The organism is Pigmentiphaga aceris, from assembly GCF_008119665.1.
Lineage (GTDB): Bacteria > Pseudomonadota > Gammaproteobacteria > Burkholderiales > Burkholderiaceae_B > Pigmentiphaga > Pigmentiphaga aceris.
Genome location: NZ_CP043046.1, coordinates 4,149,072 through 4,164,815 on the forward strand (window position 1 = coordinate 4,149,072; position 15,744 = coordinate 4,164,815).

The following is a 15,744-nucleotide window of genomic DNA, read 5'->3' on the forward strand; positions in this document are numbered from 1 at the left end:
GTCAGTACACAGCCTGGCACGTCGTCACGCAATGCCCGCCCGATCATCACGGTGATTGCCATCGCACGCATACCGCCCTGATGCCAGGCAGAAAGTTTGTAACTTCCGGCAGATTCTCGCGTTTCGCGTTTCAAACAGGCAAACCCCGATCGCATCCGACGCGGGGCAACCAAGGAAACCGTACGCGATGACACCCCGCCCCTCCTCCCGCAACAAGAACCACCCCACACGCGTACGGCTTGGCTCGCTCCCGGGCGGCACCCCCTTGGCTCCCTTGGCCCCCGTTGCCCGCCTGACCAGTCTGGCCGTCGTGCTGCTGGCCGCAAGCCCAGCACTACCTACCGACGCCTGGGCCCAGACTGCTCGCAGCGCAACGGTGGCTCAGCGGGAGTACCGGATTTCTGCCGGCACGCTCGATAGCGTGCTGGGGCAGTTCGGCACCCAGTCGAACGTGATGGTGGTCATCGACCCGGCGCTGACCGAGGGCAAGACCAGCCCCGGCCTGACGGGTGCGCATTCGGTGGATGTGGGCTTGACGCGTCTGCTGGCGGGATCGGGCCTGGAGGCGGTGCCAGACAACGGCGCTTATCGCCTGCGCCGTCTGCCGGCCGTGGCACCTGGCGGCCCAGGGATCGCCACGCTTGGTCAGGTCACGGTAACTGGTACCACCGAGCGAGATGCCCTTCCCCCTGTTGCGGCAGGTGGTCAGGTGGCAACCGGCGGCCGGATCGGTGTACTGGGCAACCGGGACCTCATGGACACGCCCTTCAGCACCATGAACTACACCGCCGAACTGATCGAGAATCAGCAGGCGCGCAGCATTGTTGACGTGCTGGACAACGATGCCTCGGTGTTCACCGGCTGGCCGCGCGAAAGCTACGTCGATATCCCGCAGATCCGCGGTTTCAACGTGCCGATGACCAACGCAACCTTCAACGGCCTGTATGGCGTCTCACCGATCTCGAAGACGCCAGTGGAAACGCTGGAGCGGGTGGAGTTGCTCAAGGGAACCTCGGCATTTCTGCGTGGCATGTCGCCGGGTGGCTTCATTGGTGGTGGCGTCAACCTGGTGCCCAAGCGCGCAACCGATACCCCCATCACGCGCTTCACGGCGACCTACGACTCCGATTCGCAGTTCGGCGGGCACGTCGACCTTGGCCGTCGCTTCGGTGCAGACCAGCAATTCGGTGTGCGCGTCAACGGCATCTACCGCGACGGCGAAGGCGCGCTTGATGACAGCAAGCGCACACTTGGCACCGCTGCCATCGGCCTGGACTATCGCAGTTCGGGCGTGCGGCTGTCCGCCGACCTGGGCTACGACCGCCTGAAGGTGACGCGCGGCGCGTGGTGGTATTTCCTGGGCAGTGCCGTCCCCGCAGCGCCAGACGCCACGCTCAATACCACCCAGCATTGGAACGCCGTGACGTCCACCACCCGCTACGGCATGGTTCGCGGCAAGGTAGACCTCAATGCAAACCTGACCGCCTACGCCGCCGTCGGTGGCAGCGATTCGGAACTTGACGCGTTATCGCCCGAACCGTCGATTATCAACGCCCAAGGCGACTACATCGAATACTTCGGCTACCGGCCCCAGCGCAACCTGACCAAATCAGGTGAAGCAGGTGTGCGTGCATCCTTCGACACCGGGGGCCTGAAGCATGAGCTGACCGTGGCCGGCACCGGGCTTTTCCAGAAGAGTTACTTCGCCAACGAATTCAAGGGAACCGGGGCGTCGAACATCTATCGGCCGGTCTTCTATCCCAAGCCGGCCTTCACCACCGATCGCGACAACCTGCCCAACCATACGCGGACCAGCCTGACCAGCCTTGTCCTGGCCGACACGGTGTCGATGCTGGATGGACGCCTGCAAGTCATGGGCGGCCTGCGTCACCAGCGTGTCGACGTCACGGGCTACGACGAGAGCACGACCACACCCGGCCTGGGCATCGTCGTCAAACCGCGCCACGATGTGTCGGTGTACGCCAATTACATGGAAGCCTTGACCCAGGGCCCGACTGCACCGGCCACCGCCAGCAACGCCGGCCAGATCTTCGCACCCTACAAAAGCAAGCAATACGAAGCTGGCGTGAAAGTCGACTTCGGCAGCTTCTTCTCCACCCTGAGCGTGTTCCAGATCGCCCGACCAAACGGCCAGACCGATGCAGCCACCCGTCGCTACGACCTGGACGGTGAACAGCGCAATCGCGGCCTGGAACTGTCGGTCTTCGGCGAACCGGCCAAGGGATTCCGTGTGCTGGCTGGCGCGATGCTGCTGGACAGCGAGTTGACCTCGACAGCGGGCGGTGTGAACAACGGCAAGCGCGGTTCGGGCACCTCGCGCACCAACCTGAAACTGGGTGGCGAATGGGATGTGGCAGCCGTGCCGGGTGCCACGCTTACGTCTCGTGTGAACTATTCCAGCTCGCAGTTTGCCGACGCCGCGAACACCCGTTCGATTCCCGCATGGGCTACGTTGGACCTGGGCCTGCGCTATGTGCTGCGCCTGTCCGACGCCCAGCCAATCGTGCTGCGCGCCAATGTCTATAACGTCTTCGACAAGCAGTATTGGGCCTCGGCCTCGGGCGGCTGGCTGAACGTGGGCACCCCGCGCACCATCATGCTGTCGGCGCAGTTCGATTTCTGAACACGCCTGCGTTCTTGCTCAGTTCTTGCTCAGTTCTTGCTCAGTTCTTGCTCAGTTCTTGATGCACTCGGCAAACAGGTTGACCCCCTCGTCTTCCATGAAGACGCGGGTGGCTGGGCGAGCGAAACTCGACGCCTGGAACAACCTGTCCATATCTGCCTCGCCACGGTGGATCAGACGCCACTCAAGCACGTGGTCCATAAACGCCCGGTTGACGTTCTGCGGATGGAAGTTGCCCAGCAACACCCGGCCTCCGGGCTTCAGGCTTGCATGAATCCAGTCCAGCAGGCCGATGACCAGCTTGTCACTGAAGTAGTCGATCAGGCCGATGCTGTAGATGAAGTCCTGCGGCACGAGCGGCAAGGTATCACGCCCGATCGCAAGATAGACCAGGTTGCCGCGCAAGGTCGACAGGCGCGTTTCCACCCCAGCCTTGGCAACCCAGCGATTCACAAAATCCAGCGCTTCCCGATCGCTGTCAATGGCGGTGAAACGTGCGGGCACGTTGGGGTAAGCCGAGAAAATGTCGCGAATTTCATAGGCCGGACCGCAAGCCAGGCTGCAGATGCGCGCATCTGGCCGTGCATCAAGGACGTGCAGGATTTCAGCTGCCATCAAGGCCCGGCGATTTCTGACCGCTCTGGCAGCAGGTTCATCCAGAAAACACGCGTCAATCAAGGGGCCGAGCCGGCCATAACCCCCGGGCTGGTTGCGATAAATCATGTCGATCGTCAGGTAGTCCCCAGCGTAGCCACGCGGCTTGGCGTAAAAGCGCTCGGCGACCTCGGTCATCAACAGATAGGGAAGCATCTCGCGTTGCATGAGCGCACCCACTTCATGGCGAAGCGTGGCGGGCATGTCGCACCGCGACCAGGCATCAAATCCTTCGGTCAACGCCCTGAACGCTGGAGCCATACGCAGGCGACAGTTTTCCTGAGTTACCGGGTCGGCACGTCTGAGCAACACCTGGCATGCCTCACGCATGCGGGCTTTGAACCGGCCCAGGGACGCAAACAGCACCAAGGTGCCTGCGTCCTGTCCGAGCGGACCATCGATCACCGTCAGTTCGTCGATCGATATAAGTGCTTGAATATTCATTCGCCGGTGTTCCTGTTCACTGATGACCGCCACGGTCAACAGCGTGAAACACCTGCGAAAGTCCGTCATCCCTGTTTTGGGGGATGACATGCAGGCGGCCATGCGGTCTGAATCGAACCAGGCCATTGAAGGGCGGCGTGGTTACGGCGCTCAGTGCCCCACAAAGCCAGTCAACATGACCAGAAGCCGCACCAGTTCCACCTGGCGACGACACCCTGTCTTCGCCAGCATGGACTTGATCTGGCTGCGGACGGTAGAGGGTTTGGTGCCGCTGGCTTCAGCGATCTCCAGCAGGCTGCGGTCTTGGGCCAAGGCGCGCGCCACGCGGCGTTCTGCCTGCGTGAAGCCGTACACGTAGCGCAGGATTTCCGGGGATGTTGCCGCGTCCAGCGAAGACTGCTCGTGCACCACCATCAGTTGCAGCGGACGCTCCCAGGCGCTTGTGCTTCGCAAGGACGGAGTCAGCGGCAAGCGCTGGATCAAGACCGGGATTCCGTTCCCATCCCGCAGCCTGATGCCGGCCGCCGCATTGCCCAGCGCTTGCGCGCCAGCGGCGACAAAGCTGCGCCAGCGCGGCTGTTCTTCGGCTACCCGGGCCTGCATCATGGTGGACTTCATCTGCAAGCAGCTTGTAGCCTGCGCCAGATAACGCTCGGCAGCGGTATTGCAGAAGCGCGGTCTGCCGTCCGTCTCGGTCAGCATCAGCGGAAAGCGATATAGATTGAAGGCTTCCAGTCCGGCGTTCGCCAGGCGTCGCAATTCGGCATGCTGCCGACGCAGGTGGAAGGCGCGACGCAGTTGCGGTGCCACGTGCTGCATGGCGTGCAACGCAGCGGCATCGAAGCCTTTTGCTCCCCTGTCACGCGGAAAGGTCAGTGCCCAATCGTGCGTGCCGCGTTCCGGTGCCGACTGCCCGACTTTCAGCGCCGCCCACCCGACAATCCCCTGGGCAAGCGCAAAGTCCTGATAAAAATGACCGCTGGCCCACACTTGGCGACTTTCGGTCTGATCTTCGACCAACCAGTGATGCTCACGCATCGACTCCCACCTGAACTTGGTGGGATCGTACTGATGGTAGTACGCGCCGTAATCGCTCAGGAAGGTATCGAAATCCGCACCATCGGCGCGGTGCGTGGCAACGATCTCGGCGGCTTCCTTCCCAACCCGCGTCGACCAGATGAGCAAGGCCCGACGATTGCCCATCGCCTGGCCAAGACCGGCAATCGCAGGCTCGAACAAGGCATCGTCGAGTATCGAATCGAACAGCAGTTCGACTGCATTATCTAGATTGCTTGTCATAAGGACACGGTGATGCCGTCTGATGTGCATGCGGAATCGCTGCACTGAGATAAAGCTCTGGCTGGGACCAAATTACCGCGTTGCAGCAAGCTACAGCAAGCACTTATATGGCTTTACCGCCCTGAATCAGGGCTTTACTTCATGGCTTTACTTCACTGAATCGCACCATCAGCAAAAACATATCAATCTGCGCGCTGCCACCGCACAGCCGCTGCAATAATCACCCCGCCCATCACCAGCACCACCAATAGCAGTTGCAGCTCGAACAGCCCCCAGCTGAATAAGACAAACATGTTCTCGTTCAGGAATGCCCAGGCATAGTTGGGGTAACGTGGGTCGACATAGGCAGTGACGGCGGGTTGGGCCTTCAGCTTCGCCACTTCCGCATCCATGCGCGCATTGGTCGGGATCAGTCCGAATCGCAGCGACTCGGCAACGCCACGGTGGCTATTTCCCGCAACCGTGTAGACAAAGCCGCACTCAAGACTGTCGTAGCCGCTGCGCCCGGTGCGGTGATACCGATGACCGCAATCCACCAGTTGTGCAGGCACCGGCTGCAACGCGCGCATCCCCAGCATGGCCACGGTGTTGGCGGGTTGGTTGGACAGGCCGAAGACACATATGCCACCAGCCAGCAATGCGGCCACGGCCTGGATCACAAGACGTCGCCGGATGCGATCGCGGCGATGGTGGTTGATCGAGACCAAGTGACCGGTGGCAGGATCAGGAGCCAGGTCTGCACGACGATGTGGCAGCCCCGATGGGTCTGCGCGAACGATGACTGCCATCGATGCGCCGAACAAACCCAGCAACAAGAGCCACAGCGGCGGCGTGGTCACCCATCTGGGGTCAGACAGCGCGGCGGCCTCTGGTGCCCTGGGGCGCAAGTAGGCGGTGCGTGTGGTCTGTGCGGATTGCTGTGCAAGCGCTTGCACCAGGCCATCCGACGTCAGGAACGGGTCGTCGCGACTCCATGCACTGCTTTCTGCGCTGCGCTGTGTGCCTTCATAGGTGAACGTGAAGCGGCAGATGATCTCGGACTGCGCGCGCTGGCCATTACGATGGGGAGTGCAGGACGTCAGCTGCGCCTCGACGGGCACCAGGTTGTCGGTTGCAATCGACATGGTTTCCATCAACCTGGGGGACAGCATCAGACAAAGAAAGACCACGGGGCCGGCAATTGCCAACATGGTCACCAACCAGCGGACGACGCGCCTCATGCAGTCAACGCTTTATGCATACAAGCTTGGCGGGATACCAACTGGGCGGTGATGACGTCATCGCGCATTGTCGTGTCTCAGCATGGCCGTTGATCGTGGATGCCCATGGCGAACACAGGCACTAACGCACGTCCGTATTCAAGGCTCGTCAGTATGCCAACTGCTGGCAGGCATGCAGATACCGATGCGCGAGCAACACGCAACACATTGCAATTCAAGGGTGCTGTTCATTTCAGGATTTACGGCATGTAGCGGTGCTGTATTTATTCAGCGTCGTTGACCTGCAAGGCGGTTATAAGCGGGCATTCATATCCGCCCTCGCAGGGACCAACTCCGCCATGAAAAAGACCGCCACCCTTTCCGCTGCAATATTGGCGCTCCTGTCCCCGGTACTGGCTTCGGCCTTGCCGCTGGGCATCACTCATGACGAATTCAAGTCCGTCGAAAAATTGCAGATCGGTTCCCAGACCATGCGGATCTTGCTGGTCAATCCGAAAGAGGAATATGACGGCGTCAAGCTGATGCTGGGCGACAAGGAGCTTGCCCGCACCGATGGCGACAGAATGAAAATCGAATATCAGTTTGACCTGCCAAACAGCAAGGTCGTGCTGGTCAGCGAGTATTCGGGTGGCAACGCCTGCCCGGCCAACTATCGCTTGGTGCAGTTGAACAAGAGTGGCTCGGTCACGACGACCAAGGTGTTTGGCAACTGCAGCGACATTCCGAAGATCAATGTCAACGGCGAACGGATTGCCGTGACGCTGCCTGCCGAAGATGGCAAGCGCATCGTGGAAGAAACCTGGACTTTCGAGAAAGGCGTGCTGACCGAGCCCCGCAAACGCGGAGATCGGTCGAAGTAAGACTGTTCAGGACAATTCTGAACTGTTCAGCATTCAGAGATGCCGGCTAGCAAAGTAAAGCAGCAGCAATACCACCACCACGGCGGCCACTGCGATGCCTGCCGCTGGCCGTTCCATGGCCGATTCCAGGAAACTCATCTTGGGCGGTGTGTGTACCGGCTCTGCATGATGTGCAGCAGCGGGCGGATGCGCTGCTTGCAAGGCTTGCGCCACGGCAGGATGCGCGGTCGGCGCATGGTGCGGGTGGGCAGGACTTGCCGGATGAGCCGCCGCAGGGTGTGCGTGATGCGGGGCATGGGCTGCTGGCGGGTGTGCCGGCGACGCATGCCCAAACGGCGCGTTCGCATGTGCCACAGGCGCGTCAGGCTTGGGCGGTGCAGTCGGACGCGCAAGCTTGACTGGCAGGCCCACCGTGGTGATCAAGGCCAGCGGGCCGAACAAGACACCCATCGCAAACCAGCAAAGCCCGCAGCGGTTCTTTTCAAGCGCGACAAACGCACCGAACACACTGCTTGCCAACCAAGCTGCCAAAAACCACAGCGGCTTCATTGCGATAAGCCACGTAATCAAGCCGTCCATTTCAAGCCGTCCATGTTGCGCCGTCCATTACCGCTCTCCGAGCGAATTTCCCGGGATCGTACCTCGTGGCGTGCATATCGGGGCATTCATCGCGCAAGACATGGCACGGACACCACACCCATCATCCAGACGGACTAGCCATTTACAGGCGTCGATCACGCCCGATTGGCTATCTTGCCCGTTTGATCGGTTCGCTCGGCATGGCGACGCTCGATGTCCTGACGCACTGCTGGCGCAAGCCGCCCTGCGGCTGCACGCAGCAGGAAATAAGGCGGTGGTGAGCTGCTTGCGAAGCGCTGGAACCCCAGTTCGCGGTTGACCAAATGCTGGCCCAGCAAATCGATGGCGGTTTCTTCCAGGCCCTGAAACGCCACCAGTTGCCCGAGTCCCATGTCGGCCGCGCGACGCCGGATACGTTCAAGATCCGAATCCAGGCTTTGCAGCAGCCTGGGGCTTTCGCCGTACTCCAGCAAGAACGCCTTCATCAACATCTCGAACGCCCCGCCGATCAATTGCAAGGTGGGCAGTGGCGGAATGCCTTGGTAGCGCGGTTGCGCGGTCAGGGTTTGATGGACGGCGTCACTGGCTTCCAAATATTGCTCGCCATGGCGAAGTAAATCTGCGGAAACGATAAGACGGTCCATAAAACACCTGTGCAAACTGACTGAGGACAGCCCAAGGGCTGGCGAATACCCCCATGACCTAGCATGTCACGTGCCAAGAAAGCGACAGCACAGATATCAAGTTCTTGATGTTCCCGGACGATATTGGGTTGTATGGGCAAGCCGATGTCGCTGCCGGCGCGGCATTGCCCGCTATCGGACGAATGGTTGAGCAAATTCGAAAGGATTGATGCATCCTTTGTGCCGCTAGCCCCGTATACCCCACCAGGTGGGGCTCAGGACTGAGCCTCCAGTACCGAACCTGACCTAATTCCGCTACCTTCCTGAGCAAATCATGGCTTTGACCGTCGCTGCGCAAATTCAGCAGTTCTATAACGCTTACTTCGGACGGCCGGCCGATCCCGCTGGCCTGGCTTTCTGGGAAGCTGGCGCGACGGCCTCGGGCAATCTGATCGACTCGGCAATCAAGCTGTTCGGTGATCCGGCAACGCCGGAATTCGCCAGAATGTACCCGCCGGGCACGTCCATCGAGACCTTTCTCGATACCGCGTACGACAACATGTTCAACCGCGCACCCGATGCCGAGGGCAGGTTGTTCTGGGCGAACGCGTTCCGCACCTGGGTGGCAGACGGCACGTATTCCGAAGGTGAAGCGCGCGCGCAGATTCTGATGAACGTTCTGCGTGCCGCCGATGCGCAGACCGACACCAACGACAAGCTGTCGCTGACGAACAAACAGTTTGTGGCAGATGCGGCAACCAGCAGCGTGAAGCAGTTCGGCACGCAATCGGATTACGAAGCGTCCCTGGATGCCGCGCGCATCTTGCTGGGCGCGGTTGATCACACGCTGGCCTCGGTCAATACCGCGCTTGGTATGATCCAGAACGGCGAAGTCGTATTGCCAGGTCGCGCATCGGGCGAAGCCATCAACCTGATTACGAGCTTTGCGTCGGCAATTGACCAGAGCATCGAGCTTGGCTGGGGCCCGGACGCGGACAACCACTTCACGACCTTCGGGCGCGACGTCGTCAAATTCAGCACAGCCAGCCAAGCGCCCTTCGCCTACATCGCCTACGACTTCGGCGACTCATCCTACTATTTGACGGCGGGCCGCCCGGTTGTCTACGTCGAGCCGCAGCGAGACCGGATCGACCTGAGCGTCTTCAACTTGCGGACACAAGAGTCCGGCAATATCGCGATTGTCAACGACACCTTGAACGGCAAATTCAGCACCAGCGGCCCACCCGCGGCATACCGGGTGCACGATGGCTTCTTCCAGGGCAAAGCCTTGGCCATGTTCGAAGACACCGGCATCAACAATCGCCCCACCACCGAAGTCTTTGTCGACATCAACGGCAACGGCAACCTCGATCCGCAAACCGATATGTGGCTGTCGATTGCGCTGCCCATCGCACAAGTGAACGAATCCTTGTTCATTCTGTGATGTGCTTGGTGCGGTGATGCGCGGGGATCGCAGGCGGGCACGCCATGTGTTAATTCAGCAGGGCAAGCTCATCACGAGTTGAAAACCCAGACGGCAACTGCCCCCCGAGCAGCGCGTCGACAATCGGCAGGAACGCAGATGCCGCGTCAGGCTGCTTTGGCTTGGGCAACAGGCTGCTTGCACCTGACGTCATCTGCACCGCAGCCGTCGTGTTCTGTTCTTCCTCGCCGCCCCACAGATAATTGTGAATGACCGCCAGGCCATGGTCGGCGGGGTCCAGGTCGTCGGCCACACCGCGTGCCACGGCAAGGAAGACGATGAAATCTTCCAGGTTTTCGGAATAGGTCAATGACCCTGCCACGAAAGCCTCCCCAGCCTGATCGAACGCCGACACCCATAATTCAGGTGCTTCGGCGGTATGGGTGACCAGCGCCGTCAACAGCTCGCGATTATCGGCAAAGGACGCAAGGCGTTGATCCGCCCCGCCCAGCGTCTCGGCAAGATCGGCGTCCGTCGCCGTGGCAAGCGAGGTCACGCCACGCGCCAGGTACCACTCACCGCCAATTTCCCGCCAGTCATGCCAGCGACTGGCCAAAGACGGCTTGGCGTCGAGCCAGCGCGCAAGCACCTCACGGCTGGTCTTGAACTTCAAAAAGGCGGATTGGGGTTCGGACATGCCGTCTCCTTGCTTGCGGTGAATGAGGTGTGAACCGTAGCAGATTGGCGTGATTTCCATCGGTAAGCATCGGCCACGCGATGTACTGGAGGCTTAGGCTTGGGAAACGCCCCTTTCCTGAATAAAAAAATCCTGCACAGAGGCAAGATTTTTGAACACTTATGCCAATCTTAATTAAAAACCGGCCGGAAGAAACTTCGTTCATAACTGATGATGCACTTTGTATCCGTCGCATATTTAAATGCAGCAATGCAGTCGGCATCAGTTTTTGAACGATTTCTGTAGTCCTCATACTCGGCCAGACTGGGGAATGAGAACAACGCCAGCGCGATGTTATTGGCCCCTTCTGACGGCAAGAAATAGCCGTGATGTGTACCGCCAAACTTTTCAACAAGCGGAATCCACATTTTTCCGTAGGCTTCGAATTGATCCAATTTTTCTGGGTCAACCACATAACGAAGATAGCAAGTTACCGCCATAAAATTCCTCTCGTTTAAAAGCTGATGAAAAAGCCTGTTCTGGGAATCAAGCGCTGCGCAGGACGTAAAAAAACCCGCATAGCTTAGGCTGATGCGGGTTTCTTTAAGCAGTTATTAGGCACTGCCAAGCCAGAATTTGGCGGAGAGGGTGGGATTCGAACCCACGGTACGTTTGCACGTACGCCTGATTTCGAGTCAGGTACATTCGACCACTCTGCCACCTCTCCGGATACTGCATTCTCGTCAGCAGCTGATACTTGATCTTGCTAAGTATCTTGCTGAAATCACCTTGGTTTGGCTCTTTCGAGCTTTGCTCTGGGTGATTGTTTTCGCCTTGGTCATTGGCGAGCACCGAAGACAGAAACTATAGCAAAGAAATTGGGTGCTTGTCTCGGCACCCGCACTTTTTTTGCATGAAATACGAAAAAAATTTGATGGTGCGCGCTGGCAAGCCCGTCGCGCACCACCCTCGCCTGTCGATCAGGCCTTTGCCTTGAGCACTTCAACGCCGCCCATGTACGGGCGCAGCACGTCCGGCACCACCACGCTCCCGTCTTCCTGCTGGTAGTTTTCCAGCACGGCGACCAGTGCGCGGCCAACGGCCAGACCCGAGCCGTTCAGGGTGTGAACCAGTTCCGGCTTGCCTTGCGCGTTGCGGAAGCGCGCTTGCATGCGGCGGGCCTGGAAGGCTTCGCAGTTCGATACCGAGGAAATCTCTCGGTAGGTGTTCTGCGCGGGCAGCCACACTTCCAGGTCATAGGTCTTGGACGAACCAAAGCCCATGTCACCGGTGCACAGCAGCACCACGCGGTACGGCAGGCCCAGCAGTTGCAGCACGCGTTCGGCGTGGCCGGCCATTTCTTCCAGCGCTTGCTGCGACTTTTCCGGGTGCACGATCTGCACCATTTCGACCTTGTCGAACTGGTGTTGGCGGATCATGCCGCGCGTGTCGCGGCCGCCGCTGCCGGCTTCCGAGCGGAAGCACGGGCTGTGGGCGGTCAGCTTGATGGGCAATTCGGCTTCGGCAACGATTTCGCCGCGCACGGTGTTGGTCAGTGTGATCTCGGAGGTCGAGATCAGGTACAGGTCTTCCTGCGCCACGGGGTTGCCGTGTTCGTCTTCCGACGGGCCGCCCTTGGTGACCCAGAACATGTCGTCCTTGAACTTGGGCAACTGGTTGGTGCCGATCAAAGACGCGGTGTTCACGATGTAGGGCGTGTAGCACTCGGTGTAGCCGTGTTCTTCGGTCTGCGTGTTCAGCATGAACTGCGCAAGCGCGCGGTGCAGGCGTGCGATCTGGCCGCGCAGCAGGCTGAAACGCGAACCGGCCAGTTTCACGGCGGTGTCGAAGTCCAGGCCCAGCGGTTCGCCCAGCGCGACGTGGTCCTTGGCCGGAAACGGCAATGCGGTCGGCTCGGAACCGGTGGGGCTCCAGCGGCGCACTTCGACGTTGTCGGCCTCCGACGCGCCAGTGGGCACGCTTTCGTGCGGCAGGTTGGGCATCCACAGCATCAGTTCCTGCACATCGTGCTGGATGGTGCCGAGTTCGGCTTCCAGTTCTTTCAGGCGGGCCGGGATGGCCTGCGACTGTGCCATGACCGCAGATGCGTCTTCGCCCTTGGACTTCAGCGCGCCGATCTGTTTGGCCAGCGAATTGCGCTGGGCTTGCAGGGTTTCGGTTTCGGTCTGCACGGCCTTGCGGCGCGATTCAAGCGATTGGAAACGGGCGACGTCGAGGTCGAAGCCGCGCGCCTTCAGGCGGTCGGCGACGGGTTGCAGTTCTTTGCGCAGCAGGGCGATATCGAGCATGAGGCGAGGCCAGTGGAGAAATGTGCAGGCATTTTAGTACGCAAGCGCACTTCCCCCGACTTGCCCCAGGAATCTGCGTTCATGCGGGCAAGACTTGCACCTTGTCCTTGACCTCTTGCTTGGACATCAGCTTCATCGCTACGTCCCGCAGCGGCCCCATCTGACGGCAGATCAGCGCCAGCTGAGTCAGCACCAGGCGGTGGGCATCATCGGTGTCGTCAGATGCCTTGTCCAGTTCGTCGGCCAGTTCCTGCTCGGTGGGGTCTACCGGCGGCAGGGGGTCGCCAAGGGCCAGGCTGCGGATGATCAAGTCCATCCGGTTGCCCACCTGCACCACCGTTTTGCTGATCAGTTCATCGCGCGAATCCTCGGACAGCGCATCGCGGTGCGCACCCAGCGCCGACAGATAACCCAGCAAGGTGTGCGACACCACCAGAAAGCGCAAGGCGCTGTCGGTGTCGCGGCGCACGTGGCCGGGTTCTTTCAGCATGTTGGACACAGCGGTCGACAAGGCAGCGTCGGAGTTGTGGGCGTCTCGACGCGCCAGGCGGTAGGCCAGGTCGTCGCGCGCGCCGGTGTCGTATTGGGACAGAATCTGCTGCAGGTAGCGGCGGTTGCTGGCCAGCGCGGCGGCCGCGACTTTGCCCAGCTTGCGGCCCTGCCAGTCGGGCAGGATGGTGATCACGGCAATGCCGGCGATCAGCGCGCCGATGAAGGTGTCGACCATGCGCGGCACGATCAGGTCGTAGCTGTTGCCGATCTGGTTGAAACTCATCAACACCAACAAGGTGATCGCGGCAGTCGCCACCAGGTAGCGCTTGGTGCGGGTAGAGAAGAACACCACGCCGGCCATCACGGCAATCGCAGACTGCATCAACAGGTCGGGGAATAGCGTCAAAAATGCCCAGCCCATCAACAGGCCGAAGGCGGTGCCCAGCATGCGCTGCCCCACCCGCGTAAGCGTGGCCCCGTAGTTGGGCTGGCAGACGAACAGCGTGGTCAGCACGATCCAGTAACCCTGTCGCGCGTGGATCAGGTGCAGCACGACGTAGCCAGCCGTCAGCGCCAGCGACAGGCGCAGCGCATGGCGGAACAGCGGCGACGAGGGCGTCAATTGCAGGCGGATGCGGTCGAAGGCATCGCGCAAAGAGCGCGGCGAGCGGTCGAACAGGCTGCTGTCTTCGCCCTCTACGCCCAGGTCGGCTGCGCTGGCGCTGGCCAGGCGGGCGTCCAGGCGGGTCAGGTTGCCGCCCAGCGCGCCCAGCGAACGCAGCAGGCGGAACCATTCGGGTCGGTCCTGGGCCCGCAGGAACTCCAGGGAATTGCGCAGGTCTTCGATCGCCTGAGCGGTATCCGGGCCTTTTTCGTAGGGCTGGCGCAGCTGGATGCTGCGCGCCAGGCGGCGGCAGGCGCGGCCTTGCAGTTGCAGCAGGCGCTGGCAACGGAACAGCACGTCGCTGTGGAAGAACACGTCGGCAAGCGTGTGATACGGGTAGTGAGACGAGCTGGCCCGTTCGTGTACGTCTTGCGCAATGAAGTACAGCTTCAGATAGCGCTTGATCTTCGGATCGGGCCGCGTGCCCATGCGGCTGAAGATACTTTCCTTGGCGATGTTCAGCGCCTGCACCAGTTGGCCGTTCTTCTGCGCAAGCACCACGCGCTTGGCTTCGATGTCGTTGTCGCGCACCGGTTCGAACAGCGCGGCTTTCAGGCGAAGGTAGTCGCCCAGGGTTTCAAACACGCGCGCCAGATTCTGTTGCACGGGCTGATGGCGGAAAAGCGCTGCCCACAATACCGACAGCAGGCCATACCAGGCGGCACCGATCAGCAACAGCACCGGTTCGCGCCAGAAGGTGCCGGTGGCCTGCGCGTGCTGGTCCATGCCGATGGTGGTGTAGATCGACAGGATCAGCGTGCCGTAGGCGATGGCGCGATATCGGTCACCGACCGCGCCCAGCATGGTCAGGCCGAATGCCGCCAGCGCCAGGCCAATGCCGAACAGTATCGGGAACGGGAACAGCGCTTCTACTGCGAACGCGGCGGCGGCAAAACACACCAGCGTAACCGCCAGGGCGCGCAGCCGTCCTTGCCAGCTGTCGTCCGTTTCGGAGATGGCGCAGGCGATGGTGCCCAGGAAGATCGGCGCGGCCAGTGCCACGTTGCCGGTCGCCCAGCACACGGCCATGACGCTGCCCAGCGCAATGAAGACGCGCAGGCTGTAGACGAAGGTGTCCAGCGCCCAGAGACGGCGCAAAGAATCGACAAAAGCGGGAAAACGCATGAGAAGGGCCGAGCGGGGGGGTGCGACGAGGCAACACTATCGCATGCCGGCCATATTGTGGTCGCGCGAACTGTGGGGGTTTTTCAACGCCCCCCACCCGTTCGTGGTCTTGCGGTGACTTCGCGGGCTTCGGTTCAGCCCTTTCAGCTCAATCCGTTCAGTTCACCAACTTCAATTCGCCCTTCATCACGCCCCAGTGGCCGGGGAAGGAGCAGAAGAAGGCATAGGCCTCGCCGTCCTTCAAGGCGCTGATCGGGAAAGTGACGGAATCCGTCTCGCCGCCGCCAATCACTTTGGTGTGAGCGATGACACGGGTGTCGCCTGCCTTGACGTAGTTGGCGGCAATGCCGGCCGGAATGCCGTCGGTGCCGATGGCGTTCACGTCGGCGGCCTTGCTCAACACCCAGTTATGGCCCATGGCGGTCTTGGGCATCTTGCCCGAGTGCTTCAGCTTGACCGTGAATTCTTTGCAGCTCTTGCTAACTTCGATGACTTTCTTGTTGAACTGCATGGCGTCGTTGCCTTCGATGTCTACCGAGCAGTCGGCGGCCATTACGGGGCCGGCAACGGCAAAGGCGGCCAAGGCCAACAAGATTTTCTTAGCAATCACGTGAATCTCCAGCTTGAGTAACCGACAAACCGCGTCGCGTGGGGCTGCACGGCTTGCGGCGGCGTCCGGCGGTGCGCATGGCCCGGCCTGGAAAGATGCCGCTTACAGATGATATGCCTCTG

The 15,744-nt window shown here is 60.7% G+C and carries 13 protein-coding genes and 1 tRNA gene; 3 read left to right on the top strand and 11 right to left on the bottom strand.

Going from position 1 to position 15,744, the window contains the following annotated elements; genetic code table 11:
- Nucleotides 1-187 precede the first annotated feature (187 nt).
- Nucleotides 188-2,644 (top strand): TonB-dependent receptor, encoded by a 2,457-nt coding sequence (locus FXN63_RS17960; RefSeq protein WP_148816559.1) that lies wholly within the window; start codon nucleotides 188-190, stop codon nucleotides 2,642-2,644.
- 51 nt (nucleotides 2,645-2,695) lie between these two features.
- On the opposite strand, the gene FXN63_RS17965 is transcribed toward FXN63_RS17960, so the two are convergent.
- The 3 genes from FXN63_RS17965 to FXN63_RS17975 form a co-directional block, all read right to left on the bottom strand.
- Complete coding sequence (locus FXN63_RS17965) at nucleotides 2,696-3,742, bottom strand: SAM-dependent methyltransferase (protein ID WP_187394940.1); 1,047 nt, start codon at nucleotides 3,740-3,742, stop codon at nucleotides 2,696-2,698.
- 150 nt (nucleotides 3,743-3,892) lie between these two features.
- Nucleotides 3,893-5,041, bottom strand: coding sequence for a helix-turn-helix transcriptional regulator (locus FXN63_RS17970; protein ID WP_187394941.1), 1,149 nt, complete (start codon nucleotides 5,039-5,041; stop codon nucleotides 3,893-3,895).
- 182 nt (nucleotides 5,042-5,223) lie between these two features.
- Nucleotides 5,224-6,261 carry a DUF3592 domain-containing protein gene (locus FXN63_RS17975; RefSeq protein ID WP_148816562.1) on the bottom strand — a complete coding sequence of 346 codons (1,038 nt, stop codon included), beginning with the start codon at nucleotides 6,259-6,261 and terminating at the stop codon, nucleotides 5,224-5,226.
- Nucleotides 6,262-6,599: 338 nt separating this feature from the next.
- On the opposite strand from FXN63_RS17975, the gene FXN63_RS17980 reads away from it, so the two are divergent.
- Entirely contained in the window at nucleotides 6,600-7,121 is a 522-nt protein-coding gene (locus FXN63_RS17980; protein ID WP_148816563.1) for a hypothetical protein, read from the top strand.
- Nucleotides 7,122-7,154: 33 nt separating this feature from the next.
- Here the strand turns inward: FXN63_RS17980 and FXN63_RS17985 are convergent, their stop codons facing one another.
- The gene (locus tag FXN63_RS17985; RefSeq protein WP_148816564.1) at nucleotides 7,155-7,670 is read right to left on the bottom strand and encodes a hypothetical protein; all 516 of its coding nucleotides are present in this window, start codon (nucleotides 7,668-7,670) and stop codon (nucleotides 7,155-7,157) included.
- A gap of 185 nt (nucleotides 7,671-7,855) precedes the next feature.
- A complete protein-coding gene (locus FXN63_RS17990) occupies nucleotides 7,856-8,344 on the bottom strand; it encodes a hypothetical protein (RefSeq protein ID WP_148816565.1) in 489 nt (162 codons plus the stop codon).
- Between the two features lie 313 nt (nucleotides 8,345-8,657).
- Between FXN63_RS17990 and FXN63_RS17995 the strand changes: the two genes are divergently transcribed.
- Nucleotides 8,658-9,767, top strand: a complete 1,110-nt coding sequence (locus FXN63_RS17995) for a DUF4214 domain-containing protein (protein ID WP_148816566.1) — start codon at nucleotides 8,658-8,660, stop codon at nucleotides 9,765-9,767.
- Between the two features lie 49 nt (nucleotides 9,768-9,816).
- On the opposite strand, the gene FXN63_RS18000 is transcribed toward FXN63_RS17995, so the two are convergent.
- From FXN63_RS18000 to azu, 6 genes are all read right to left on the bottom strand, one after another.
- The gene (locus FXN63_RS18000) at nucleotides 9,817-10,443 is read right to left on the bottom strand and encodes a hypothetical protein (RefSeq protein ID WP_148816567.1); all 627 of its coding nucleotides are present in this window, start codon (nucleotides 10,441-10,443) and stop codon (nucleotides 9,817-9,819) included.
- Nucleotides 10,444-10,613: 170 nt separating this feature from the next.
- Nucleotides 10,614-10,922, bottom strand: coding sequence for an NIPSNAP family protein (locus FXN63_RS18005; protein ID WP_148816568.1), 309 nt, complete (start codon nucleotides 10,920-10,922; stop codon nucleotides 10,614-10,616).
- A gap of 137 nt (nucleotides 10,923-11,059) precedes the next feature.
- Nucleotides 11,060-11,149 (bottom strand) — tRNA-Ser (locus tag FXN63_RS18010).
- A gap of 253 nt (nucleotides 11,150-11,402) precedes the next feature.
- On the bottom strand, nucleotides 11,403-12,731 hold the full coding sequence (gene serS / locus FXN63_RS18015) for a serine--tRNA ligase (protein WP_148816569.1): 1,329 nt from the start codon (nucleotides 12,729-12,731) through the stop codon (nucleotides 11,403-11,405).
- Nucleotides 12,732-12,810: 79 nt separating this feature from the next.
- Entirely contained in the window at nucleotides 12,811-15,012 is a 2,202-nt protein-coding gene (yccS, locus tag FXN63_RS18020; RefSeq protein WP_148816570.1) for a YccS family putative transporter, read from the bottom strand.
- 157 nt (nucleotides 15,013-15,169) lie between these two features.
- A complete protein-coding gene (gene azu / locus FXN63_RS18025) occupies nucleotides 15,170-15,565 on the bottom strand; it encodes an azurin (protein WP_148819525.1) in 396 nt (131 codons plus the stop codon).
- Nucleotides 15,566-15,744: the final 179 nt, after the last annotated feature.

Bases quoted from the DNA above. Each gene is read 5' to 3' on its own strand.
- FXN63_RS17975 (WP_148816562.1), bottom strand. From the start codon at position 6,261: ATGAGGCGCGTCGTCCGCTGGTTGGTGACCATGTTGGCAATTGCCGGC.
- FXN63_RS18005 (WP_148816568.1), bottom strand. From the start codon at position 10,922: ATGGCGGTAACTTGCTATCTTCGTTATGTGGTTGACCCAGAAAAATTG.
- FXN63_RS17985 (WP_148816564.1), bottom strand. From the start codon at position 7,670: ATGAAGCCGCTGTGGTTTTTGGCAGCTTGGTTGGCAAGCAGTGTGTTC.
- FXN63_RS17960 (WP_148816559.1), top strand. From the start codon at position 188: ATGACACCCCGCCCCTCCTCCCGCAACAAGAACCACCCCACACGCGTA.
- serS (WP_148816569.1), bottom strand. From the start codon at position 12,731: ATGCTCGATATCGCCCTGCTGCGCAAAGAACTGCAACCCGTCGCCGAC.
- FXN63_RS18000 (WP_148816567.1), bottom strand. From the start codon at position 10,443: ATGTCCGAACCCCAATCCGCCTTTTTGAAGTTCAAGACCAGCCGTGAG.
- FXN63_RS17970 (WP_187394941.1), bottom strand. From the start codon at position 5,041: ATGACAAGCAATCTAGATAATGCAGTCGAACTGCTGTTCGATTCGATA.
- FXN63_RS17990 (WP_148816565.1), bottom strand. From the start codon at position 8,344: ATGGACCGTCTTATCGTTTCCGCAGATTTACTTCGCCATGGCGAGCAA.
- FXN63_RS17995 (WP_148816566.1), top strand. From the start codon at position 8,658: ATGGCTTTGACCGTCGCTGCGCAAATTCAGCAGTTCTATAACGCTTAC.
- yccS (WP_148816570.1), bottom strand. From the start codon at position 15,012: ATGCGTTTTCCCGCTTTTGTCGATTCTTTGCGCCGTCTCTGGGCGCTG.
- FXN63_RS17965 (WP_187394940.1), bottom strand. From the start codon at position 3,742: ATGAATATTCAAGCACTTATATCGATCGACGAACTGACGGTGATCGAT.
- azu (WP_148819525.1), bottom strand. From the start codon at position 15,565: ATGGCCGCCGACTGCTCGGTAGACATCGAAGGCAACGACGCCATGCAG.
- FXN63_RS17980 (WP_148816563.1), top strand. From the start codon at position 6,600: ATGAAAAAGACCGCCACCCTTTCCGCTGCAATATTGGCGCTCCTGTCC.